Below are 22,223 nucleotides of genomic sequence, written 5' to 3'. Positions count from 1 at the left end.
GCAGAATAGGCCTAACCTGCCAATGACAGCCGTCAGTATTCATGGGTGATTATGTTAGCAGACAAGTATGACCATGTTCGTGAGCAGATTATGAGTGCCTGTAGGGCCTCGGAACGCGCGCCTGACAGCGTCCGGCTGCTGGCGGTCAGCAAGACCCGCAGCGCCGACGAAATACGTCAGTTGTATGCCTGTGGCCCAAACGCTTTTGGCGAAAACTACCTGCAGGAAGCGCTGGACAAGATCGAAGCACTGCAAGACCTGCCACTGGAGTGGCACTTCATCGGTCCGATCCAGTCCAACAAGACCCGGCCCATTGCCGAGCACTTCGATTGGGTCCACAGCGTCGACCGGCTCAAGATTGCCAAGCGCCTGTCCGAGCAGCGCCCGGCGCATCGGGCACCGCTGAATATTTGCCTGCAGGTCAACATCAGCGAGGAAGCGAGCAAATCGGGCTGTGCTCCGGATGAACTGCCCGCCCTGGCCCGCGCCGTGGCTGCGCTGCCCAATCTGCAGCTGCGTGGCCTGATGGCGATTCCTGAGGCGGAACCCGATCCCGAGCGCCAGCGTGCCACCTTTGCCCGCGTGCGCACACTGCTGACCGCACTGCAGGCAGAATTGCCCCGACTGGATACCCTGTCCATGGGCATGTCAGGTGACCTGGACGCAGCCATCGCCGAAGGCGCCACCATCGTGCGCATCGGCACCGCCCTGTTCGGGCCACGCCCGTCTCCCAACTCAACATCCCATTCACCGGCCTGACCAGGAGTCGTTTCATGAGCCAACAACCCGTAATCGCATTCATTGGTGCCGGCAACATGGCCCGCGCTATCATCGGTGGCCTACTCGAGAACGGCTTTACCGCCGCCAACATCTGGGCCGCCGAGCCGGATGCCGAACGCCTGGCCGACCTGGCGGCGCAGGGCCTGAAGACCACCACCGATAATCAGGCCGCCGTAGCCGCCGCCGACCTGGTGGTGTTGGCGGTCAAACCCCAGATCATGCGGGCTGTGGCCAACGACCTGGCAACCGCAGCACAGCAGCACCAGCCGCTGTTCGTCTCCATTGCCGCCGGCATCAGCATGGAGGCGCTGGAACGCTGGCTGGGCGGCGATGTGGCTCTGGTACGCTGCATGCCCAACACCCCGTCCCTGGTCCAGACCGGTGCCAGCGGCCTGTTCGCCAATGCCCGTGTCAGCGAGCTGCAGCGTGAACAGGCAACGCAGGTGCTGCAGGCGGTCGGCATCGCCCTGTGGGTCCAGAGCGAAGCCGAACTGGACGCTGTCACCGCCGTCTCCGGTTCCGGCCCGGCCTACTATTTCCTGATGATGGAGGCGATGACCGCCGCCGGCGTCAAGCTGGGCCTGAGCGAAGCCACGGCCCGCGAGCTGACCCTGCAGACCGCGTTGGGTGCGGCCCGCATGGCCAGCAGCAGCGATGTGGATGCGGCCGAGCTGCGCCGCCGCGTGACCTCGCCCAAGGGCACGACCGAGCAGGCCATCCTGACGTTCCAGGCACAGGGACTGGAGGCGACCGTGGAAAAGGCGATGACCGCCTGCCGCGACCGCGCGGTGGACATGGCTGCCGAGCTGTGCAAAGACTGACTTGAACCCTCTGCCGAACAGGACTGATCATGGGACAGGACCCGATTACACTTATTGTTAGCCTGGTGGGAGGCATTTCCTCCTTCCTGCTGCTGATGCGCTTTGCCCTGCAACTGTCGCAGGCCGATTACTACAACCCGATTTCGCAGTCGGTGGTGCGCATCACCCAACCGGTGGTAGGCCCTCTGCAGAAGGCGCTGCGCCCCCGTGGACGCTTCGACTTCGCCACCCTGATCGTGGCGATCGCGGTCAAGGCGATTAGCATCCTGCTGCTGATACAGTTCGCGCCGGCCTTTGCCTCGCTGGGCGGGTCGATCAATCCGTTGCACCTTCTGGTCTTCTCATTGACCGGTGTACTCAATACCCTGCTGACCATCTATTTCTGGGCCTCGCTGGGTGCGGTGATCATCAGCTGGGTGGCGCCGAGCAGCTATCACCCGGCGCCGCAGTTGCTGCTGCAACTGACCGAGCCGCTGTTCGGCCTGGCACGCAAGGTGATTCCGCCCATTGGCGGGCTGGACCTGTCACCGATTCTGATCTTCCTGCTGATTCAGATCGTGCAGGGCTACCTGCGAGGGTTCGTCATACTCTGAGGACCGAGACCGGATGAGCGCAGCCCATTACCGATGGCAGGGGGAGGATCTGATCCTGCACTGCCACCTGCAGCCCAAGGCCTCCCGGGATGAAATTTCCGGGCGGCATGGCGACAGTGTTAAGATCCGCATTGCCGCACCGCCCATCGAGGGCCGAGCCAATGCAGCGCTGGTCAAATTTTTGGCCAAAACCTTCGGCGTCGCCAAGCGTGACGTCAGTATTATCAGCGGCGAGCTGGGCCGGGAAAAGCGGGTGCGTATCCACGCCCCCGCCAAACTGCCGGACAGTCTCGATCTTGCTTCGGATTAAGGAACACGACGTTGTATACAGCCAGGTTTCTGATGCTCTGCCGGGTGTTGCACTACGACATGTGATGCTCGAACCCGGGCGCCCTCGCGCCACCCTGTCCTTTCCTGCATCACTGACACACGAGACACCATCATGCCTGCTGTAATACCTGATGACAGTGTGGGGCTGGTCAGCCCCGAACGCATTCATTTCGAACAACCGCTGGAGTTGAGCTGTGGCCGCCGTCTCGACACCTGGGACCTGATAATCGAGACCTACGGCACGCTCAACGCCGATGCCTCCAACGCCGTGCTGATTTGCCATGCCCTGTCCGGTCACCACCATGTCGCCGGCTACCACAGCATGGACGAGCGCAAGCCCGGCTGGTGGGATGCCGCCATCGGTCCGGGCAAGCCAATCGATACCAACCGCTTCTTTGTGGTGGGCGTCAACAACCTCGGCGGCTGCCATGGTTCCACCGGCCCCAACACCCTGAACCCGGCCACCGGCAAGCCCTATGGGCCCGACTTCCCGATCATGACCGTGCAGGACTGGGTGCACAGCCAGGCACGCTTGGCCGATCACCTCGGCATTCGGCAATGGGCCGCCGTGGTCGGTGGTAGCCTGGGCGGCATGCAGGCGCTGCAGTGGTCGATCAGCTACCCAGAGCGCCTGCGCCACTGCGCGGTCATCGCCTCCGCCGCCAAGCTCAGTGCCCAGAACATCGCCTTCAACGAGGTGGCACGCCAGGCCATCAGCAAGGACCCGGAGTTCCACGACGGCCACTACTATGAACGGAACACGGTGCCCCGCACCGGCCTGATGCTGGCCCGCATGGTCGGCCACATCACCTACCTGTCCGATGACGGCATGCGCGACAAGTTCGGTCGCGAACTCAAGGACGGCAAGCTCAGCTTCGACTTCAACCCCCAGTTCGAGGTGGAGTCCTATCTGCAGTATCAGGGCGAGCGTTTCTCCTCCTCGTTCGATGCCAACACCTATCTGCTGATGACCAAGGCGCTGGACTACTTCGATCCGGCCGGCGAGCAGGGCCACGACCTGGCCGCTGCCCTGGCCCCGGCCCAATGCGACTTTCTGGTGGTGTCCTTCACCACCGACTGGCGCTTCTCGCCGGAACGCTCGCGCGAGCTGGTCGACGGTCTGATCGCCGCCGGCAAGCCAGTCAGCTATGCCGAGATCGACGCGCCCCAGGGCCATGACGCCTTCCTGATTCCGATTCCGCGCTACATGGAAGTGTTTCGAAGCTACATGAACCGCATTGCCGCCGCCCTACCCCAGCCTGAAGGAGGTGCCAGCCATGCGCGCTGATCTGGAAATCATCAACGAGTGGATTGCACCCGGCTCGCGGGTGCTGGACCTGGGCTGCGGCGACGGCGAGCTGCTGGCGCACCTGCAGGCCGAAAAGCAGGTTTCCGGCTACGGGCTGGAGATCGACCATGACAATCTGACCGCCTGCATCGAGAAGGGCGTCAGCGTGATCGAGAAGGATATCGACGACGGCCTGGCGTCCATCGGCAACGCCAGCTTCGATACCGTGATCATGACCCAGGCACTGCAGAGCATGCACCGCCCGGATCTGATCGTCGACGAAATGCTGCGTATTGGCCGTGAATGCATCGTCACCTTCCCCAACTTTGCCCACTGGCGTGCGCGTGGTTATCTGGCGTTTCGCGGCAAGATGCCGGTGTCCAAATTTCTGCCCTATACTTGGTACAACACGCCGAACATCCACTTTTGTACCTTCAAGGATTTCGAGCAGTTGTGTGTCGACCGCAACATTGAGATCCTGCAGCGCACCGTGGTGGACCACACCCACCGCCATCGCTGGTGGATCAAGTTGTGGCCCAATATGCTCGGCGAGATCGCCATTTACCGTATTACACGGTGAGACGCAGAACAGGAGAACAGCATGCGCCATTTGAAACGGACCCTCGGTCACTTGCTGGCCCTGGCCGCACTGACCGCCAGCCCGCTGGCAGCGGCCGAGCAGTCAATTGCCGACGGCCAGTACGAAATTCATTACAACGCCTTCAATTCCAGTTTCATCACCCCGGAAGTGGCACGCCAAAATGACCTGGTGCGCAGCAAGTACCGGGCCCTGATCAACGTTTCAGTGCTGAAGATCCAGGATGACGGCAGCAAGCAACCGACCACCGCCATCGTGTCCGGCCAGGCCGCCAACCTGCTCAACCAGGCCCAGCAGCTGGAGTTCAAGAAGATCGATGAAGGCGACGCGCTGTATTACATCGGAAGCTTCCGCTTCACCGAGGATGAACAGCTGAAAATCACCCTAAGCGTCCAGCCGGACCCCAATCAACCGGCATACGACATTGAGTTCGACCAACGTTTCTACGTTGACTGACCCCACGGAGCCCCATGATAGACAAGATCGTTCTGGCCAGCGGCAACCGCGGCAAATTGAAGGAGTTCAGCGAGATCTTCGCACCGCTGCAGATCGACGTGATGCCGCAGTCCGATTTCGCCGTCCATGACGCCGAGGAAACCGGCCTCAGCTTCGTTGAAAATGCCATTCTCAAGGCCCGCCACGCCGCCCGTATCACCGGACTGCCGGCGCTGGCCGATGACTCCGGCCTGGAAGTGGACGCCCTCCATGGTGCTCCCGGCATCTACTCGGCGCGCTACGCCGGTGAGGGCTGCGGCGACGACGAAAACAACGCCAAGCTGTTGCAGGCGCTGTCTCAGGTACCGGACGACAAACGCACGGCACGCTTTCAGTGCGTGCTGGTGTTCATGCGCCATGCCGAGGATCCCACGCCACTGATCTGCCAGGGTAGCTGGGAAGGCCGCATCCTGACCGCCCCCCAGGGCCACAACGGCTTCGGCTATGACCCGCTGTTCTACGTGCCGGAAACCAGTTGTGCCAGTGCCGAGCTGAGTCCGGAACAGAAGCAGCAGTACAGCCATCGCGGCAAAGCCGTACGCCAGTTTATCGCTGCTATCGGCCCCTGGCTCAGCCACGCATGAGCCAGGCAACCATCGACTTGCCGCCGGCCACGGGCCCGCTGCCGCCGCTATCCTTGTACGTTCACATCCCCTGGTGCGTACGCAAGTGCCCCTACTGCGACTTCAACTCGCACGCCGCGCCAGAGCAGCTGCCGGAGGCGGCCTATGTAGATGCCCTGCTGCAGGACCTGGACACCGATCTGCCGCTGGCGGCCGGGCGGCCGCTGCAGTCGATCTTCATCGGTGGCGGCACCCCCAGCCTGTTCAGCGCCGAGGCCATCAACCGCCTGCTGCAGGGCATTCGCCAGCGTGTGCCGCTGGTCAAAGGAGCCGAAATAACCCTGGAAGCCAACCCCGGCACCTTCGAGCAGGCCCGCTTTGAGGGCTACCGTGCCGCCGGCATCAACCGATTGTCCATCGGCGTACAAAGCTTCAATGCCGAGCACCTGCAGCGCCTGGGGCGCATTCACAACCCTGACGAAGCGCTGCGAGCAGCCGAGGCGGCCGTGGCGCTGTTTCCACGCGTCAACCTGGACTTGATGCACGGCCTGCCCGGCCAGAGCATCGACCAGGCCCTGGACGACCTGAAGCAGGCTCTGGCCTTCAACTCCGGCCACCTGTCCTGGTATCAGCTCACCATCGAGCCCAATACCGAGTTTCATGCCCGGCCGCCGCAACTGCCCGTGGATGAATCGCTGTGGGCCATTCAGGAGCAAGGGCAAGTGCTGTTGGCGCAGCGCGGCTATGACCAGTATGAAATCTCAGCCTACTCACGACCGGGGCAACAGGCGCGCCACAACCTCAACTACTGGCAGTTTGGCGACTATCTCGGCATTGGCGCCGGCGCCCACGGCAAGCTCAGTCACCTTGACGACCAGGGCCGGTTGCAGATCGAGCGCCGCCACAAGCAACGCCAGCCCAAGGGCTACCTCGATCCAAGCCGTCGCCTGGCCGGCGTTCAGCCCGTACCGGTCGAGGAGCGGGCCTTCGAGTTTATGATGAATGCCCTGCGCTTGACCTGTGGCACCCCCTTGGACTTGTTCAGCCAGCGAACCGGCGTTAGTGTAGATTTTGTGCAACATCTACTGGATCAGGCCCGGCAAAAAGGCCTGCTGACGAACGACCGCACCCGCCTGGCCCCGACCCTGCAGGGGCGGCTGTTCCTGAATGATTTGCTGGCGCTGTTCCTGGATTGATCGCGCCTTCCACGCTCCATGGACGCAGTAGCAGTAACCGGATTACGGATCCCTTACCGGCATGACCATCAAGCAAAAACTCCTCACGCTGATCGCTCTGATTCTGGCCGGCTTCATCGGCATGGCCATGATCATCCAGTACACCCTGACCCAATATCGCGATCTGGTCACCGTCAGCGAGACCCTGGCCAAGGTCGAAACGCGCAAGCTGGATCTGCGCCGCCATGAAAAGGACTTCCTGGCACGACAGGATGAGAAGTACCTGAAGCAGTTCGAACAGACATCGACGGCCTTCAACCAGCACCTGCAGCAACTCGGTCAGCTCCTGCCGGAACCCGAGTTGCAGGATGAACTGGCCACGTTCAGCGATCGCATGCAAACCTACATGGCCTCCTTTGCTGCCGTGACCGAGCTGAACCTGGAGCTGGGTCTGAACGAAGAGTCCGGCCTGCGCAGCCAGTTGCGCCAGGCCATCCACGCGGTAGAGCGCGAGATCCGCAGCACGGCCAATACCGACCTGCTCAGCACCCTGCTGCAGCTGCGCCGTCACGAGAAAGACTTCCTGCTGCGCAAGGACAGCAAGTACCTGCAGCGCTTCATGGACGCAATGACTCATCTGGAGCAGCAGATCGACATGCTGCTGCTGCCGGCTCAGGCCGATTATTTGCAGCCACTGCTGGTCGAGTACCGCAACACCTTCAAGCAGCTGGTCGCCGCCTACTCGCGACTCGGGCTCACTGTGGAAGAAGGCCTGATGGGGCAGATGCGCCACGCGGTCAAGAGCACTGACGATCTGCAGCTGGAGCTGGAGCACCACTTGGAAGAGCGCATGGCCAGCGAACAGCGCCACCTGCAGCTGACGGCCATCATCGCCATGCTGGTTGCTATCATGGCCACCGTGGTGCCCGCCTGGCTGTTGGGGCGCAGCATTCTGCGGCCGATCAACGCCCTGGCCGGTACCATGCAGCGCGCCAGCGACGAGCATGATCTGACACTCCGGTTCCAGGCGGACGGCCAGGATGAAGTGGCGCAGATGGCGCAGGCTTTCAACCACATGATGGACAACTTCCGCGCCCTGATCGCCCGCGTGGCCGGCACCTCCTCGCAGCTGGCGGCCGCCGCCGAGCAGCTCTCCGCCACCACCCAGGACACCTCGCGCGGCCTGAGCCAGCAGCAGAGCCAAGTGCTGCAGGTCGCGGCGGCGGTGCAGGAGATGGAGAGCTCGATGCAGGAGATCGCCGGTAATACCGAGAACACCGCAGCTACTGCCGCCCGGGCACAGCAGGACGCCCAGGACAGTACCACCCGCGTCAGCGGCAATATCGACGCCATGCAACAGATGGCCAGCAAAGCGCGTGAGACGGCCGGGGTGGTCGATCAGCTGCGTGCCGATAGCGACCGAATCGGCACCATGCTGGATGTCATCAAGGATATCGCCGACCAGACCAATCTGCTGGCCCTGAACGCTTCCATCGAGGCCGCCCGAGCCGGCGAGCAGGGCCGCGGCTTTGCCGTGGTTGCGGATGAAGTGCGCACTCTGGCGTCACGCTCGCAACAGTCTGCCGCCGAGATCGAGCAGATGGTGCTCAGCCTGCAGGAGCAGACCCATAATGTCAGCCACCTGATGCAGGAAAGCGTCCGCGACAGCGAACAGGGAGCCGAGCGCGCCAGTGAAACCATTGACGCACTCAACACCATCACTGCCGGCGCCACCAGCATTGTCGACATGACCACACAGGTAGCATCGGCCACCGAAGAACAGGCCTCGGTGGCCGCGGAAATCACCCGCAATATCGACCATATCCGCAACATCATGGAAGATGCCAATGATCAGGTGGGCCAGAATGCCGACGCCAGCCAGATGGTGGCCCAACAGGCTGCCGAACTGCAGAGCGCGGTCTCCAGCTTCAGAACCTGATCCTATGCCGCGCCCGCTCTCAGAGCGTGGCGCGGATCTCGCCCTGTGCCGCCAGACGCTTGATCTGCGTCGGAATGCTCGACAGACAGCTCACTTCCATATCGGCCCGAGCCGGTTGTGGCCAGTGATGCTCTGGCAGGTTGACCCAGAGCGTCCACATGCCTACCTCAGCCGCCGCGCGAATATCGTTATCCGGGTGATCCCCGACATGCACCACCTGTTCCGGACGCAGACCGGTATGCTTCAGAGCCGCCTGAAACATCTGCGGCTGCGGCTTGGCATGGCCGATACCGTCGGCATTGAACTGGAAGTCGAACAGGTTGCCCACCGGGGTCTGCGCCACATTGGCGTTGCCATTACTCAGCGCGCCGATGATGTACCCGTCCAGGCGCAGCTGCTCCAGCATCGCCTGAGCATGCTCATACAGCTCGACCTGATGGCGCGCCTGCATGAACACTTCAAACGCACGCTCCGCCAGCAGAATCGATTCCGTCTCGGTATAACCGGCAGCAATGCAGCCGCGCTCCAGCAGCGTGATGCGAATCAGGCTCATACTGTGGGCAATCTCGGGGCGCTCGGCCAGCAGCGCCCGGCGCATGGCTGAGCCCTCCGCCATGTCCGCCAGCTGGTGTGAAGCCGTAAACAACGGTGCATTTTCGTCCAGCCACTGCCACAGCGTCTGGTTAGCCCGATGGATCACCGGGTTGACGGCCCAAAGGGTGTCGTCCAGATCGAAGGTGACACATTTAATCATCCTGTTTCTCCCTTGCCCGTGGATGCGACTGTTCATAGACCTCCATCAAATGTTGAAAGTCCAGGTGGGTATAGATCTGTGTGGTACTGATGTTGGCGTGACCGAGCAGTTCCTGCACCGCACGCAGGTCACGGCTGGATTCAAGCAGGTGGCTGGCAAAGCTGTGCCGTAAGCGGTGTGGATACACGCGCCCCTGGGTGCCCTGTTGCTGACCGCGCTTGCGCAGCCGCTGTTCCACTGCACGGGTGCTCAGGCGGCGGCCGGTCTGGCCCACGAAAAGCGCCGTTTCATCGGCCTTCGCCAAGGTGGCGCGGACCTCGAGCCAGGCTCGGATGGCACTCAGCGCCATGCGTCCCACCGGCAGCTGACGCTGCTTGTTGCCCTTGCCCAGTACGGTCAGGCTACCATCGGTCAGATCCAGGTCACGCAGGTCGATCCCGACCAGCTCGGATACGCGCACGCCCGACGAGTAGATCAGTTCCATGATGGCGCGGTCCCGCCGATCCAGAGGCGCATCGCCGCTCACCTCCAGCAGGGCGCCGACCTGTTCGGTATCCAGCGTTTGCGGCAGGCGGCGCGCCGTTCGGGGGGCCTGCACGGCCAGCGCCGGGTTGTGCGCGACCCAGCCCTCCCGGGCCAGAAAACGGTAGAAGGAGCGCACGGCAGACAGCAACCGCTGCAGGCTGCGCCCGGACTGGCCACGCGCATGCAGGGCACCGATGGCGTAGCGCAGCGCCGTTTCGTCGAGTGCGCTCCAGGGGTGACGGCCGCCGCCGGTCTCGGTCAGCAGCGTATCAAGGTCACGCCGATAGTTATTCAGCGTGTGCGGGGAGAGCTGACGCTCAACCCGCAGATAATGCAGGAAGTGGTGTGGCCAATCCGTTTCGGCCGGCACGGCCATCTCAGCCTCCCTGCTCCTGCAGGATGCGGAAAATCACCCGGCTGAGCACCTCGCCCACGTAGCTCAGGAACAGGGTGCCCTGGCTGCTCTGGAAGTAGTTGGGGTCATGACTGCCGATCGCCAGCAGCCCCAGAGTCTCGCCTTTGACCAGAGGCACGACCGCCGCCGACTGCACCTTGACGCTGCGCTCCTGGAACAGGAAGCGGTTCATCGCCTCCGACAGCTGGCCACAGCTGGGCAGGTTGGTTTCGATCAGCGGCTGCACCAGCGAATCCTCGGCGCGGGCCAGGGTGCGAATACTGTTGCTGGCCAGGGAACGTTCGCTGAACAGCAGCAGCTCGGTCTCGTCGCCATAGAAATCCCGGCACAGGCTTTCTTCAATCGCCACCGCCACGTCATCCAGGGTCCAGGATTCGAGCAGGGCCAGCACCATGCGCTTGGTCTTTTCGAACTGGACATCATTGTGCCGTGCCGCATCCAGCATGTCGGCCAGATGACCGTGCAGCTGCTGGTTGCGTTCGCGCAGCAGCGACGTCTGCCGCTCCACCAAAGAGACTGCCGTGCCGCGCTGGTGCGGCACATACAGTTTTTCCAGCAGATGGGTGTGCGCGGTGAAGAAGTCCGGATGCGCCGCCAGATAGTCGGCCACCTGCTCGGCGCTCAGCACCGGCGCGTCGAGTACGTCGCTTGCATCGCTCATAGGTAAATCTGTCCTTCGAATACGGTTGTGGCCGGACCGGTCATGCGCAGCGCCTGGCCCTCGCCCGGCCAGCGAATGCGCAGGTCACCGCCCGGCAGGTGCACCAGCACGTCCTCGTCCAGCAGCCCGCGCAGGCGACCGGCCACCACAGCGGCACAGGCGCCGGTGCCGCAAGCCAGGGTTTCACCAGCGCCCCGCTCGAACACACGCAGGCGCACCTCGCCCCGGTTCACGATCTGCATGAAGCCGATATTGGCCTTCTGCGGAAAGCGCGGGTGTGCTTCCAGCGCTGGGCCCAGTGTCTCCACCGGTGCCCGCTCCACGCTGTCGACCACCAGCACGCCGTGCGGATTGCCCATGGAGACCACGCTCAGATCCACCACCTTGCCCTCGACCTCGACCGCATAGGTCGCGGCCTGGCGTTCCGCCTGGAAAGGCACTTCGGCCGGCTGCAGCTGGGGCACGCCCATATCGACATCCACCTGACGGTCCGGCAACAGGTACAGAATGGCCTGGCCCCGGGCGGTTTCGACGCGAATTTCGTCCTTCATCGTCAGGCGGCGCTCGCGCACGAAGCGCCCGAAACAGCGTGCACCGTTGCCGCAATGTTCCACTTCAGAGCCGTCGGCATTGAAGATGCGGTAGCGGAAGTCCATGTCCGGACGGCTGGGCGGCTCGACCAGCAACAGCTGGTCAAAGCCGATGCCCAGGTGGCGGTCCGACAACTTGCGCACGATGGCCGGGGTGATGCGCACCCGTTGTGACAACGCATCCACCACCATGAAGTCGTTGCCCAGGCCGTGCATTTTGGTAAAGCGTACCAGCATAGCGGTGACTCCGTTCAGGCCTCGGGCAGCAGCTGTTCGCCACGCATCAGGTCATGCAGGGTCTCGCGGGCACGCACCAGGCAGGCCTGGTTGTCATCCACCATCACCTCGGCCGGGCGCGGACGGGTGTTGTAGTTGGACGCCATAACAAAACCGTAGGCCCCGGCCGAGCAGACCGCCAGCAGGTCGCCCGGCTGCAGGTTGAGGGCACGGTCCTTGCCGAGAAAGTCGCCGGTCTCGCAGACCGGGCCGACCAGATCCCAGGGCTTGGTCTCGCCGTCTTCACGCAGGGTCGCCGGAATGATCTCCTGGTAGGCACCGTACAGCGAGGGACGAATCAGGTCGTTCATGGCGCCATCGATGATGGCAAAGTTCTTGTCGCCGGTCTGCTTGAGAAACTCGACGCGAGTCAGCATGACACCGGCGTTGGCGGCAATGGAGCGACCCGGCTCGAAAATCAGCTTGTAGCCACGGCCCTGCAGCTTGGCCAGTACCTGCTCGATATACTCGCCCGGCGTCGGCGGGGTTTCGTCGGTGTAGCACACGCCCAAACCACCGCCCAGATCCAGGTGCTGAATGTGAATGCCCTCGGTGGCGAGGGTATCCAGCAGCGCCAGCAGGCGGTCGATGGCGTCCAGGAAGGGGCTGACCTCGGTCAGCTGGCTGCCGATATGGCAGTCCATGCCCACCACGCGGACATGCTCCAGGGCAGCGGCACGGCGGTAAACGTCCACGGCGGTATCGATATCGATGCCGAACTTGTTTTCCTTCAGGCCGGTGGAAATATAGGGGTGCGTACCGGCGTCCACGTCCGGATTGACGCGGAAGGAGACCGGTGCCTTGACGCCCAGCTGCGCCGCAACCGCATTGATGCGGTCCAGCTCGGCATCGGACTCGACGTTGAAGCACAGGATGCCGGCTTCCAGCGCGCGGCGGATCTCGTCCGGCTGCTTGCCGACCCCCGAGAACACCACCTTGGCCGGGTCGCCACCGGCTCGCAGCACACGCTCCAGCTCACCGGCAGAGACGATGTCGAACCCGGCGCCCTGACGGGCCAGCACGTTGAGCACGGCCAGGTTGGAGTTAGCCTTGACGGCGTAGCAGACCAGGGCATCATGACCTTCCAGCGCCTGCGCATAGCTCTGGTAGGCGCGCTCCAGGGCGTCACGGGAGTAGACGTAGACAGGGGTACCGAATTCATCGGCGATACGTTCCAGCGCCACCTCTTCGACAAACAGGCGACCGTTGCGGTATTCGAAATTATCCATGGACACTCTCAGCGGGAGCGGAATGATGCGCCGCGGTTTCGTCCGGCAGGTACAGCGGCCCCTTCTGGCCACAGCCCGACAGTAGCAGTACGCCAAGCAACACGGCAGCCCAGCAGCGTTTCAGCATCCTCGATCCCTTTGTTATTCGGTTGAACGTCCGCCAGCGGACGTGTTTTAACCGCCGATTATACCCTTGCGCACAAGGGCTGAGTACCGCCCCCGGCTGAGTTATACTCATCCACCGATATTTGTCTGCAGAGAGATAGCCCTATGACCGAATCCGAGTTCATGAGCCGGGTTGACACCACGCTGGAACAGATCGAAGAGATTCTGGACGAGGCCGAAAGCGACCTGGATTACGAAAGCAACGGCGGCATGATGACGGTGAAATGCGAAAACGGCAGCCAGATCATTTTCACGCGCCAGCCGCCGGTCAAGCAGCTGTGGGTCGCCACCCGCAACGGCGGCTTCCATTTCGATCACGATGGCGAACAATGGCTGCGCGACAGCGATGGCGCCCCCCTGACCGAGGTGCTCCAGGCGGCATTTGCCGAACAGGCCGGCGAAGCCTTTGATTTCAGAGGCCTCTGACGGCTCAGCCCAGCAGCCGCGCCACGGCCTGCTGCAGCCGTTCCAGCGCACCGCGATTGGCGGCCACGAAGGCCGCCCCCTGCGCCCCGGCCTGGCGCGCCAGCTCGCGCTGGCCCAGCCAGGCTGACAGCTGCGCCACCAGAGCGTCGGCGTCCTCGGCCCGCACCAGACCACCCTGCTCGATCAGGGCATCGGTGATGGCCTGGAAATTGAAGCAGTCCGGCCCCATGACCACCGGCAGCCCCAGCGCCGCCGGCTCCAGCGGGTTGTGCCCGCCGGTGCCGCTGAAACTGCCGCCGACAAAGGCGATATCCGCCGCCGCATAGAACTGCATCAATTCACCCATGCTGTCACCCAGATACAGCTCGGTTTGTCGATCAGGCGCCTGGCCGTTGCTGCGACAGACCAGCCGTTCGCTGTAGCGACGGCACAACGCTGCCACATCGGCGAAGCGCTCCGGGTGACGTGGCACCAGCATCAAGACCAGGTCCGCATGTACCGCCCTGAGACGTTGCCAGGCCTGCAGCAACATCTCGTCTTCGCCCTGATGGGTACTGGCCGCAATCAGCACCGGTCGCTCCGCACCCAGCTGCCGGCGCAGGGCCTGCCCGTCCTGTACCGCCGCAGCATCCGGCTGCAGATCGAACTTGATGCTGCCGGTCACCTCTACGCGCGCGGGCGGCATGCCCAGCGCAATGAATCGCTCGGCATCGGCCGTATTCTGTGCCGCGACCAGGCTCAGGTGCTGCAGCATGGGCCGCGTCAGTGCCGCAAGCCGGCGGTAGCCGCGGGCCGAACGTTCCGACAGGCGTGCATTGGCCAGCAGCACCGGCACCCCGGCACGGGCACACTGGGCCAGCATATTGGGCCAGAGTTCGGTTTCGACGATGATGCACAGCGCCGGCCGTGTCCGACGCAGAAATGCCCTGTGTGCCAGCGGCAGATCCCAGGGACAGAAACGCTGTTCGACACGATCACCAAACAGCGCGCGCACCTGGTCCGCCCCGGTAGGCGTCATGTTGGTGATCAGAATACGGTGCCGCGGATAGGTTGCCAGCAGATGCTTGACCAACGGCGCGACGGCCACCGTCTCGCCCACTGACACCGCATGCACCCAGATCACTGGCCCCGGCAGCGAAGCCCCCAATCCCAACCGCTGGCGCCAGTCGCGCCGATAGCCGGGCGCCTTGCAACCGCGCTGCCAGAGGCGGAACAGCAGCAGCGGCGTGGCCAGATAAAACAGGCCGGTGTAGAGCGTCTTGAGCATGCGGCTCACGGCAGCATCCCGGTATCCGCCTGTAGGGTGTGAAAGCGGGAATAGGCTCCCTGGTGTGCCAGTAGTTCGGCGTGAGAACCCTGCTCCAGAATACGCCCCTCTTCCATCACCACGATCATGTCCGCCTTCTCGATGGTCGACAGGCGGTGCGCAATCACCAGCGTGGTCCGGCCCCGCATCACGCCTTCAAGGGCTTCCTGGATATGACGCTCGGACTCGGTATCCAGCGCCGAGGTGGCCTCATCCAAAATCAGGATGGGCGCATCCTTGAGAATGGCGCGGGCGATGGCAATGCGCTGACGCTGACCACCCGACAGCATCACACCATCTTCCCCCACCAGCGTATTGATGCCATCCGGCATCTTATTGACGAACTCGGTGACATGCGCGGCCTCCGCCGCCGCCAGAATATCCGCCTCGCTGGCGCCGGCCATGCGGCCATAGGCAATATTTTCGGCAATGGTACCGTTGAACAGCACCACGTTCTGGTTGACCAGTGCAATCTGATCCCTGAGACTGTCGAGGCTGAACGCCTGCAGCGGTTCACCATTGAGCAGCAACTCGCCGCACCAGCCATCATTGAAGCGCGGCAGCAGACTGGCCAGCGTCGACTTGCCACTGCCCGAGCGGCCCACTAGGGCCACGGTCTTGCCCCTGGGCAAGGTAAGGCACACATCCTGCAGCACCTGCTTGTCGGTGCCTGGGTAGGTAAAGCCCAGGTGGCGAAACTCGATATCACCGATCCGCTCGACCTGCCGGGTGCCCAGGTCCTTTTCGGCGGGCTCATCCAGCACTTCGAACAGGCTCTCGGATGCAGCCACCCCTTTCTGCACGATGGAGATCACATTGGTCAGCTGACGCAGTGGCTTGGTGATCATGCCCGCCGCCGTCAGGAAGGCAACGAAACCACCGGTTGTCAGGGTCCCCATGACATCGGGATGCATCGCCAGAAACAGCAAGGCCGCCAAGGCCAAGGCGACCAGCAACTGGATGATGGGTGTGTTCAGGGATTGGGTCACCACCAGCTTCATGTACTGGCGCTTGTTCTGCAGACTGGCCTGGCGAAAGCGCTCCTTTTCGGCATCCTCACCACCGAAAATGCGCACCACCTGATAGCCCTTGATCGACTCTGACGCCGACTCGGTGATATCTCCCACGGACTGCTGGATATGGCGACTCAACCGGCGCATGCGCTTGGCGGCCACCGAAACCACCAACGCGATCAACGGTCCGGCCGCGATGAAAATCAGCGTCAGCTTCCAGTTGAGGTACAACATATACCCCAGCAACCCCACAACGGTCAGGCCTTCGCGAAACAAGGTTTTCAACGCATTGGTGACCGCACCGGTCACCTGCTCCACGTTGTAGGTCAACTTGGCCAGCAGTTCGCCGCTGGAGTTTCGGGTGTAGTAGTACGATGGCAGTTTGAGCAGGCGCTCGAACACGTCGGTACGCAGCGTGTGAATCACTTCACGCCCGACATAGGCGATACAGTAATTGCCAACAAAGGCGCCCACGCCGCGTACCAGAAAGATGCCCAGCACGGCCAGTGCCAAAAACCAGCGCTGGTCATACTGGTTGGCCTGTACCGTATCCACCACCATTTCCAGCCACTTGGCCGACAACGCCTGACCAAAGCCATAAATGGCAAACCCGATGAAGCTGAGCATGAAAGCCAGCCATAGCGGTCGGGCATAGGTCAGCAGGCGGCGATACAGGACCCAGACGCTTTCGGTATCGGCACCGGGGGCGTCGGGTTTCGGCTTCCGAACATCGTTCTTGGTTACATTTGACTGCATGCAGGCTATCCGGCTGTTTCAGACGACGAATAAATCAGGAATCCACACCGAACAGGTCGCGGGTATACACCTTGTCGCGACAGGCAGCGAGTTCATCCGTCAGGCGGTTGGCAATAATGACATCGCTCAACTGCGTGAATGCATTCAGATCGTCCATGACCGGCACACCGGCGAAGTTGTCCTCTTGGAGCACCGGTTCGAAAATGACCACCTTGATGCCCTGATCCAGAATACGCTGCATCACGCCCTGAATGGCTGAGGCGCGGAAATTGTCGGACCCTGCCTTCATCACCAGGCGGTAAATGCCTACCACGGCCGGCTTGCGACTCAGCACCGCCTGGGCAATGTAGTCCTTGCGGGTATCGTTGGCATCGACAATCGCCTTGATCAGATTATTGGGCACCTCGGCAAAGTTGGCCAGCAGCTGCTTGGTGTCCTTGGGCAGGCAGTAGCCCCCGTAGCCGAACGACGGATTGTTGTAGTGCGAGCCGATGCGCGGATCCAGTCCTATGCCCTCGATAATCTGGCGTGCGTTCAAGCCATGGGTTTCCGCATAGCTGTCGAGCTCATTGAAATAGGCCACGCGCATCGCCAGATAGGTGTTGGCAAACAGCTTGATCGCTTCCGCCTCGGTCGAGTCGGTGAACAGCACATCCACGTGCTCTTTCAGTGCCCCCTGCTGCAGCAGTCCGGCAAACACGCGGGCCCGTTCGGACTGTTCGCCGACGATGATGCGCGAAGGATAGAGGTTGTCGTAGAGCGCCTTGCCTTCGCGCAGAAACTCGGGCGAAAACATCAGGTTATCGATGCCCAGCCGTGCCTTGAGGTCACGGGTGAACCCCACCGGCACCGTTGACTTGATCACCAGGGTCGCGGCCGGGTTGAACGCCAACACATCCTGCACCACCGCTTCAACGCTGGCCGTGTTGAAATAGTGCGTCTGGGGATCGTAATCGGTGGGTGTGGCCACGATGACGAAATCGGCCCCCTGGTAGGCCGTTTCACGGTCCAGCGTGGCGGTCAGATTGAGCTTGCCGGAGGCGAGATACGCACTGATTTCGGCGTCCTCGATGGGCGATTCGCCCCGATTCAGCTGCGCCACCTTCTCGGGCATGATATCCAGCGCTACGACTTCATTGTGCTGTGCCAGCAAGACGGCATTGGAAAGACCGACATATCCGGTCCCGGCTACGGCTATCTTCATCACGATTCTCGTTCACGGTTAGCGTGTCAGGTGAAACCGCAATCATACCACAGCCGTGTCGCAACACGGATGGCGCGCCCGGACCGGCATTGGCGTCCAGGTCGTTTGCCCGTGCTCAGGCAGCGCCTTACAATAGCGTCATCTCTTTTGGAAGACACTTACCGTGACCACCAAGACAACCGCCTCAGACTCCAGCTTCATGTCCCCGCGCTATTGGCATATCTGGCTCGGCACCGGCCTGCTTTGGCTGCTGAACCGACTGCCCTGGGGCGCGCAGATCAGGCTGGGCCGACTGCTGGGCAGACTGCTGTACCACTTCAACCGCCAGCGTCGCCACATCACTGAAGTCAATGTGCGCCTGTGCTTCCCGGAACGGGGCCCTGAAGAGCAGCGGCAGCTGGTACGACGCATTCTGGAAAACAACGGTATCGGCATGTTCGAAACGGCCATGGCCTGGTGGAGCCCGATCCGCGTGTTCGAGCATCGCACGACACTCAAGGGACGCGAGCATCTGGACGCGGCCCTTGCCCAGGGCAAGGGCGTACTGCTGCTGGGTGCCCATTTTTCCACCCTGGACCTGGGTGGCCTGCTGTTTGCACAACACTACCCGGTGGATGCCATGTATCGCCGTCACAACAACGATCTGATGGAGCAGATCATTACCCGCGGGCGCAGCCGCTATTTCGGCCAGTCCATCGAACGCTCCGACATCCGCTCGGTGATCAAGGCCCTGCGCAAAAACCACATCATCTGGTACGCCCCGGACCAGGACTTCGGCCGCAAGCACTCGGTGTTTGCCCGCTTCTTCGGGGTCCAGGCCGCCACCATTACCGCCACGGCGCGACTGGCCAAGCTCAACGGCTCACCGATTCTGATGCTGGCCCAGCACCGCCTGCCCGACGGGCATTACGAACTGGAACTGTTCCCCATCATCGAGGGTTTTCCTTCAGGTGACGACGAAGCCGATGCCCAGCGCATCAACGATGAGCTGGAAAAGGCGATCCGCAAGGATCCCAGTCAATACATGTGGGTGCACCGCCGCTTCAAGACCCAGCCTGACGGCAAGGGACGTTTGTATAAATGATCAAAAACGAACACATCGGCAAAAAACGTTTTTGGACTCTTTGCTGTCTCAAAGGCTGGCTGGCAGAGCGCTTACTACTGATTGCTTATCTCTTTTTTATTGCTCTGTTGCTGAGTTCCGATAACACAAAGCTGACCAACAACTTCTTTTATTTGTGCATAATGCTTCCGGCCTTTTTTATACTAGCTCGCCGCCAGCTGCTTCCGACCCGACCCTGCCTGCTACTGTGTTGTTACCTTTCATATGTGGCTTTGAGTACTTTCTGGAGTAATGCCGACCCCGGAGACGCCCTAAAGCACCTAAAGTATGTCATATATATTCTGACATTCACCGCCATTACCCAACAGGTAATGACACAACCGGAACGCCTCAAATGGATTGCTGCCTGGGGGCTACTAATCGGTTTAATCGTGGAAGCACACAGCCTGTACACCCTGATCGCCAGTGTAGGGCTGGAAGCTTGGGTCCGAGACTTCCCGCGCCTAGACCAGCTGACAGGCCCACTCAATGCTATTCACCTTCCACTAGCAATATGTCTGTTCGGATTTATTTTAATAACTAGTCAATTCCACAACCCTTGGTTCGCATCTGCTTTAGTTTGTTTACTAATAATCACTATCATCCCCCTGCAAAGCCGAACGCCTATCTTCGCCCTATTACTGGCACATTGTTTCTACCTCTTCCAACTACGAGCGCTTTTAGCACTACTAGTATGGCTTGGTATTCTCATCAGTGGAGGAATTTTTTTAGTACTATCCATTGACCGCTTCACCACAGAGTTTGTAAGGGTAGATATTTGGCTTAATGTTGCTAACTCCATGCTCGAGCAGTGCTCACTACTAGTGGGGTGCGGAAACCGTTTTAACTTCGATATCCACGTTGATAATTTTTACTATTTCAACCCACATAGTATATGGCTATCCCAATTTTTTTATGGTGGTGTGGCTGGTCTCTTATTGATTTTTCTTTGCGCCTACTCCCTATTTCGCAAGCATCATCAATTAGCTACTCATTGGCCTCCTGTATTTTTATTTTGCATCATTGCCTGCTTTCCTATCGGCCATTCACTGCTGACCCATCCTGACTTTATCTGGCTGCTGACATGGTTCCCCCTGGCACTATCGGGTATGCTTTTTCGCTCAGCTGACAGCATCAACCAGGCACAACAACACCATGAAGCTGACACAAATACTCCTGTCTCAGTCTGAGGCTGGTGCCGAAACCTACTTTGAAAAAGTGGCGGCCGCCTTTGCCACCGACCCGGACTTCGAGCAGGAACTGATCATTGAAGAGCAACCCTCCCGGCAGCGCCGGCTCGACAGTGCCGGAGTCACCTACCGCACCCTGCCGATGGGAAAAATCAGCAAGCCGCTGCTTTACAATGCACGCCTGAAACAGCATGTCAGCCGTTTTGATCCTGATGTCATCCTGACCTGGGTCAACCGGGCCTCTCGCAAATGCCCGCCCAGCAATGCCGTAGTGATTGGCCGCCTGGGCGGTTACTACGACATCAATAATTACCGTAAATGCGACCACCTGGTCGTCAACACCCCCGATCTGGTGCGCCATGTCACCGAGAACGGCTGGCCGGCTGATCGCGTCAGCATGATCTCCAATTTCGGTGAACTGCCCGAGACACTCAACGTCACCGACCCCTTGCCGGAGGTTTCGGCCGATCACAAGGTCCTGCTCACCCTGGGCCGCCTGCATGAAAAGAAGGCACAGGACACCGCCATTCGTGCCATGAAGCAGATTCCCAATGCCACTCTGCTGATCGCCGGCAGCGGTGAGCTGCGCTCCGATCTGGAAGCCCTGGCAGAGTCCGAAGGCGTAGCCGAGCGGGTACGTTTTCTCGGCCTGCGCAAGGATGTGCGCAACCTGTTTGAACTGGCTGATATCTGCCTGTTCCCGTCCCGTTTCGAGCCCCTGGGCAATGTGGTGCTGGAAGCCTGGGCGACCAACACCCCCGTCGTCGCTGCAGCAAGCACCGGACCGGCCTGGTTGATTGATCATGAAGAGAACGGCCTGCTGTTTGATATCAACGATCATGCCCAGTGCGCCGAAGCCGTGAACCGCCTGCTGGAAGATAAAGGATTGGCTGCCCAACTCACGCAAAAAGGTGCACAGAAATTCCGCGACGAATTCTCCCAACCGGTGATTCTGCAGCAGTACAAGGACCTGTTCCTGAAACTGGCCGAAGCGCGCCGCAACTGAATATCACAAGAAGCTGAGACAGGATGCGGATACTACTGACCGGTGGCGCAGGCTTTATCGGTTTTCACCTGAGCCAGGCCCTGCTGAAGCGAGGGCTGGATGTCACTCTCGTCGATAACTTCAACGATTACTACACCCCGCAGTTGAAGCATGATCGCATTGCCCAGTTGGTACGAAACCATCCGGGACTGCACTGGCTTCAACTGGACATTGCCGACCGTGACGCCATGACCCAGCTGTTTGCACGGCAAACCTTTGATGTGGTGATCAACCTGGCCGCCCAGGCCGGGGTACGCTACTCGCTGGATAACCCACACGCCTATGTCGACAGTAACCTGACCGGCTTCATGAAGATTCTGGAAGGCTGCCGTCAGCAACAGGTCAAACACCTGATATTCGCCTCCTCCAGCTCGGTGTATGGAACGAACAGCAAAAGCCCGTTCAGCACGCACGACCGTACCGACTTCCCGGTCAGCCTCTATGCGGCAACCAAGAAGTCCAACGAGTTACTGGCCTACAGCTATAGCCACCTGTATGACATACCCACAACCGGGCTGCGCTTCTTCACCGTGTACGGCCCCTGGGGACGTCCGGATAGGGCCTATTACGGTTTTACCCGCGCCATCCTCGCCGGCGAGCCGATTCGCGTCTACAACGGTGGCCACATGAAACGGGACTTCACCTACGTGGACGATATCGTGGTCTGTATCGACCGCCTGCTGGAACGCCCACCCGCACGCACCCCTGCACCCGGCTCCCAGGCAGAAGCCCCTTATAAGCTGTACAATATCGGTAATCATCACCCGGTCAGCCTGCTGGACTTTATCGCTGCCATTGAGCGTGCCTGCGGGCGTGATGCCGTAAAGGAGATGATGCCCATGCAACCGGGCGATGTGCCGGCTACCTATGCCGATATCGATGACCTGGTAGCAAGCCTCAACTACACCCCGGATACCGGAATTGAGGCTGGTATCGACCGTTTTGTTCACTGGTTCCGCCGTTATCACGACTGCTAACCGCCCA

The 22,223-nt window shown here is 61.1% G+C and carries 24 protein-coding genes; 15 read left to right on the top strand and 9 right to left on the bottom strand.

Going from position 1 to position 22,223, the window contains the following annotated elements:
* Positions 1-51 precede the first annotated feature (51 nt).
* The 10 genes from KTN04_RS08055 (at position 52) to KTN04_RS08010 (ending at position 8,582) form a co-directional block, all read left to right on the top strand.
* Positions 52-759, top strand: coding sequence for a YggS family pyridoxal phosphate-dependent enzyme (locus tag KTN04_RS08055; protein ID WP_217334711.1), 708 nt, complete (start codon positions 52-54; stop codon positions 757-759).
* 14 nt (positions 760-773) lie between these two features.
* Positions 774-1,601 (top strand): pyrroline-5-carboxylate reductase, encoded by an 828-nt coding sequence (gene proC / locus KTN04_RS08050; RefSeq protein ID WP_217334710.1) that lies wholly within the window; start codon positions 774-776, stop codon positions 1,599-1,601.
* A 29-nt stretch (positions 1,602-1,630) separates the two neighbouring features.
* Positions 1,631-2,194 (top strand): YggT family protein, encoded by a 564-nt coding sequence (locus KTN04_RS08045; protein ID WP_217334709.1) that lies wholly within the window; start codon positions 1,631-1,633, stop codon positions 2,192-2,194.
* A 13-nt stretch (positions 2,195-2,207) separates the two neighbouring features.
* Positions 2,208-2,504 (top strand): DUF167 family protein, encoded by a 297-nt coding sequence (locus KTN04_RS08040; RefSeq protein ID WP_217334708.1) that lies wholly within the window; start codon positions 2,208-2,210, stop codon positions 2,502-2,504.
* Positions 2,505-2,636: 132 nt separating this feature from the next.
* Positions 2,637-3,812 carry a homoserine O-succinyltransferase MetX gene (gene metX / locus KTN04_RS08035; protein WP_217334707.1) on the top strand — a complete coding sequence of 392 codons (1,176 nt, stop codon included), beginning with the start codon at positions 2,637-2,639 and terminating at the stop codon, positions 3,810-3,812.
* A complete protein-coding gene (gene metW, locus KTN04_RS08030; protein WP_217334706.1) occupies positions 3,802-4,392 on the top strand; it encodes a methionine biosynthesis protein MetW in 591 nt (196 codons plus the stop codon). The genes metX and metW overlap by 11 nt, the downstream gene beginning before the upstream one ends.
* Positions 4,393-4,413: 21 nt before the next feature.
* Positions 4,414-4,866 carry a DUF4426 domain-containing protein gene (locus KTN04_RS08025; protein WP_217334705.1) on the top strand — a complete coding sequence of 151 codons (453 nt, stop codon included), beginning with the start codon at positions 4,414-4,416 and terminating at the stop codon, positions 4,864-4,866.
* A gap of 14 nt (positions 4,867-4,880) precedes the next feature.
* A complete protein-coding gene (locus tag KTN04_RS08020; protein ID WP_217334704.1) occupies positions 4,881-5,489 on the top strand; it encodes an XTP/dITP diphosphatase in 609 nt (202 codons plus the stop codon).
* Entirely contained in the window at positions 5,486-6,664 is a 1,179-nt protein-coding gene (gene hemW / locus KTN04_RS08015; protein WP_217334703.1) for a radical SAM family heme chaperone HemW, read from the top strand. Before KTN04_RS08020 ends, hemW begins: the two co-directional genes overlap by 4 nt.
* Before the next feature lie 61 nt (positions 6,665-6,725).
* The gene (locus KTN04_RS08010) at positions 6,726-8,582 is read left to right on the top strand and encodes a methyl-accepting chemotaxis protein (protein ID WP_217334702.1); all 1,857 of its coding nucleotides are present in this window, start codon (positions 6,726-6,728) and stop codon (positions 8,580-8,582) included.
* A 19-nt stretch (positions 8,583-8,601) separates the two neighbouring features.
* Here KTN04_RS08010 and KTN04_RS08005 read toward each other — a convergent pair whose 3' ends face one another.
* From KTN04_RS08005 to lptM, 6 genes are read right to left on the bottom strand one after another with little or no spacing between them, the layout of a single operon-like run.
* Positions 8,602-9,336, bottom strand: coding sequence for an HAD family hydrolase (locus KTN04_RS08005; protein ID WP_217334701.1), 735 nt, complete (start codon positions 9,334-9,336; stop codon positions 8,602-8,604).
* Complete coding sequence (gene xerC, locus KTN04_RS08000) at positions 9,329-10,237, bottom strand: tyrosine recombinase XerC (RefSeq protein ID WP_217334700.1); 909 nt, start codon at positions 10,235-10,237, stop codon at positions 9,329-9,331. The genes KTN04_RS08005 and xerC overlap by 8 nt, the downstream gene beginning before the upstream one ends.
* Position 10,238: 1 nt before the next feature.
* Positions 10,239-10,937, bottom strand: coding sequence for a DUF484 family protein (locus KTN04_RS07995; RefSeq protein WP_217334699.1), 699 nt, complete (start codon positions 10,935-10,937; stop codon positions 10,239-10,241).
* Positions 10,934-11,764, bottom strand: a complete 831-nt coding sequence (gene dapF / locus KTN04_RS07990; RefSeq protein WP_217334698.1) for a diaminopimelate epimerase — start codon at positions 11,762-11,764, stop codon at positions 10,934-10,936. The genes KTN04_RS07995 and dapF overlap by 4 nt, the downstream gene beginning before the upstream one ends.
* A gap of 14 nt (positions 11,765-11,778) precedes the next feature.
* Positions 11,779-13,032 carry a diaminopimelate decarboxylase gene (gene lysA / locus KTN04_RS07985; protein WP_217334697.1) on the bottom strand — a complete coding sequence of 418 codons (1,254 nt, stop codon included), beginning with the start codon at positions 13,030-13,032 and terminating at the stop codon, positions 11,779-11,781.
* On the bottom strand, positions 13,025-13,159 hold the full coding sequence (lptM, locus tag KTN04_RS07980) for an LPS translocon maturation chaperone LptM (RefSeq protein ID WP_217334696.1): 135 nt from the start codon (positions 13,157-13,159) through the stop codon (positions 13,025-13,027). Before lptM ends, lysA begins: the two co-directional genes overlap by 8 nt.
* A 143-nt stretch (positions 13,160-13,302) precedes the next feature.
* On the opposite strand from lptM, the gene cyaY reads away from it, so the two are divergent.
* Positions 13,303-13,623, top strand: coding sequence for an iron donor protein CyaY (gene cyaY / locus KTN04_RS07975; RefSeq protein WP_217334695.1), 321 nt, complete (start codon positions 13,303-13,305; stop codon positions 13,621-13,623).
* Positions 13,624-13,627: 4 nt separating this feature from the next.
* Here cyaY and waaA read toward each other — a convergent pair whose 3' ends face one another.
* From waaA to KTN04_RS07960, 3 genes are read right to left on the bottom strand one after another with little or no spacing between them, the layout of a single operon-like run.
* On the bottom strand, positions 13,628-14,890 hold the full coding sequence (waaA, locus tag KTN04_RS07970; protein WP_217334798.1) for a lipid IV(A) 3-deoxy-D-manno-octulosonic acid transferase: 1,263 nt from the start codon (positions 14,888-14,890) through the stop codon (positions 13,628-13,630).
* A 5-nt stretch (positions 14,891-14,895) separates the two neighbouring features.
* Entirely contained in the window at positions 14,896-16,698 is a 1,803-nt protein-coding gene (gene msbA / locus KTN04_RS07965) for a lipid A export permease/ATP-binding protein MsbA (RefSeq protein WP_217334694.1), read from the bottom strand.
* Between the two features lie 34 nt (positions 16,699-16,732).
* Positions 16,733-17,902 carry a nucleotide sugar dehydrogenase gene (locus tag KTN04_RS07960; protein ID WP_217334693.1) on the bottom strand — a complete coding sequence of 390 codons (1,170 nt, stop codon included), beginning with the start codon at positions 17,900-17,902 and terminating at the stop codon, positions 16,733-16,735.
* A 163-nt stretch (positions 17,903-18,065) separates the two neighbouring features.
* Between KTN04_RS07960 and lpxL the strand changes: the two genes are divergently transcribed.
* The 4 genes from lpxL to KTN04_RS07940 are packed head-to-tail and all read left to right on the top strand — an operon-like array spanning position 18,066 to position 22,216.
* Positions 18,066-18,986 (top strand): LpxL/LpxP family Kdo(2)-lipid IV(A) lauroyl/palmitoleoyl acyltransferase, encoded by a 921-nt coding sequence (gene lpxL, locus KTN04_RS07955; RefSeq protein ID WP_217334692.1) that lies wholly within the window; start codon positions 18,066-18,068, stop codon positions 18,984-18,986.
* Positions 18,983-20,194, top strand: a complete 1,212-nt coding sequence (locus KTN04_RS07950; RefSeq protein WP_217334691.1) for an O-antigen ligase family protein — start codon at positions 18,983-18,985, stop codon at positions 20,192-20,194. Before lpxL ends, KTN04_RS07950 begins: the two co-directional genes overlap by 4 nt.
* On the top strand, positions 20,160-21,200 hold the full coding sequence (locus tag KTN04_RS07945; protein ID WP_217334690.1) for a glycosyltransferase: 1,041 nt from the start codon (positions 20,160-20,162) through the stop codon (positions 21,198-21,200). The genes KTN04_RS07950 and KTN04_RS07945 overlap by 35 nt, the downstream gene beginning before the upstream one ends.
* Before the next feature lie 23 nt (positions 21,201-21,223).
* Complete coding sequence (locus tag KTN04_RS07940) at positions 21,224-22,216, top strand: NAD-dependent epimerase/dehydratase family protein (RefSeq protein ID WP_217334689.1); 993 nt, start codon at positions 21,224-21,226, stop codon at positions 22,214-22,216.
* Positions 22,217-22,223: the final 7 nt, after the last annotated feature.

The sequence above is a fragment of the Marinobacterium weihaiense genome (assembly GCF_019061305.1).
GTDB lineage: Bacteria > Pseudomonadota > Gammaproteobacteria > Pseudomonadales > Balneatricaceae > Marinobacterium > Marinobacterium weihaiense.
The sequence above is the reverse complement of the archived record's forward strand: the minus strand, read 5'-3'. Positions and strand labels throughout refer to the sequence as shown.

Coding starts and splice junctions, on each gene's coding strand:
- KTN04_RS08055 (WP_217334711.1), top strand. CDS start 52: ATGTTAGCAGACAAGTATGACCATGTTCGTGAGCAGATTATGAGTGCC.
- proC (WP_217334710.1), top strand. CDS start 774: ATGAGCCAACAACCCGTAATCGCATTCATTGGTGCCGGCAACATGGCC.
- KTN04_RS08045 (WP_217334709.1), top strand. CDS start 1,631: ATGGGACAGGACCCGATTACACTTATTGTTAGCCTGGTGGGAGGCATT.
- KTN04_RS08040 (WP_217334708.1), top strand. CDS start 2,208: ATGAGCGCAGCCCATTACCGATGGCAGGGGGAGGATCTGATCCTGCAC.
- metX (WP_217334707.1), top strand. CDS start 2,637: ATGCCTGCTGTAATACCTGATGACAGTGTGGGGCTGGTCAGCCCCGAA.
- metW (WP_217334706.1), top strand. CDS start 3,802: ATGCGCGCTGATCTGGAAATCATCAACGAGTGGATTGCACCCGGCTCG.
- KTN04_RS08025 (WP_217334705.1), top strand. CDS start 4,414: ATGCGCCATTTGAAACGGACCCTCGGTCACTTGCTGGCCCTGGCCGCA.
- KTN04_RS08020 (WP_217334704.1), top strand. CDS start 4,881: ATGATAGACAAGATCGTTCTGGCCAGCGGCAACCGCGGCAAATTGAAG.
- hemW (WP_217334703.1), top strand. CDS start 5,486: ATGAGCCAGGCAACCATCGACTTGCCGCCGGCCACGGGCCCGCTGCCG.
- KTN04_RS08010 (WP_217334702.1), top strand. CDS start 6,726: ATGACCATCAAGCAAAAACTCCTCACGCTGATCGCTCTGATTCTGGCC.
- KTN04_RS08005 (WP_217334701.1), bottom strand. CDS start 9,336: ATGATTAAATGTGTCACCTTCGATCTGGACGACACCCTTTGGGCCGTC.
- xerC (WP_217334700.1), bottom strand. CDS start 10,237: ATGGCCGTGCCGGCCGAAACGGATTGGCCACACCACTTCCTGCATTAT.
- KTN04_RS07995 (WP_217334699.1), bottom strand. CDS start 10,937: ATGAGCGATGCAAGCGACGTACTCGACGCGCCGGTGCTGAGCGCCGAG.
- dapF (WP_217334698.1), bottom strand. CDS start 11,764: ATGCTGGTACGCTTTACCAAAATGCACGGCCTGGGCAACGACTTCATG.
- lysA (WP_217334697.1), bottom strand. CDS start 13,032: ATGGATAATTTCGAATACCGCAACGGTCGCCTGTTTGTCGAAGAGGTG.
- lptM (WP_217334696.1), bottom strand. CDS start 13,159: ATGCTGAAACGCTGCTGGGCTGCCGTGTTGCTTGGCGTACTGCTACTG.
- cyaY (WP_217334695.1), top strand. CDS start 13,303: ATGACCGAATCCGAGTTCATGAGCCGGGTTGACACCACGCTGGAACAG.
- waaA (WP_217334798.1), bottom strand. CDS start 14,890: ATGCTCAAGACGCTCTACACCGGCCTGTTTTATCTGGCCACGCCGCTG.
- msbA (WP_217334694.1), bottom strand. CDS start 16,698: ATGCAGTCAAATGTAACCAAGAACGATGTTCGGAAGCCGAAACCCGAC.
- KTN04_RS07960 (WP_217334693.1), bottom strand. CDS start 17,902: ATGAAGATAGCCGTAGCCGGGACCGGATATGTCGGTCTTTCCAATGCC.
- KTN04_RS07950 (WP_217334691.1), top strand. CDS start 18,983: ATGATCAAAAACGAACACATCGGCAAAAAACGTTTTTGGACTCTTTGC.
- KTN04_RS07945 (WP_217334690.1), top strand. CDS start 20,160: ATGAAGCTGACACAAATACTCCTGTCTCAGTCTGAGGCTGGTGCCGAA.
- KTN04_RS07940 (WP_217334689.1), top strand. CDS start 21,224: ATGCGGATACTACTGACCGGTGGCGCAGGCTTTATCGGTTTTCACCTG.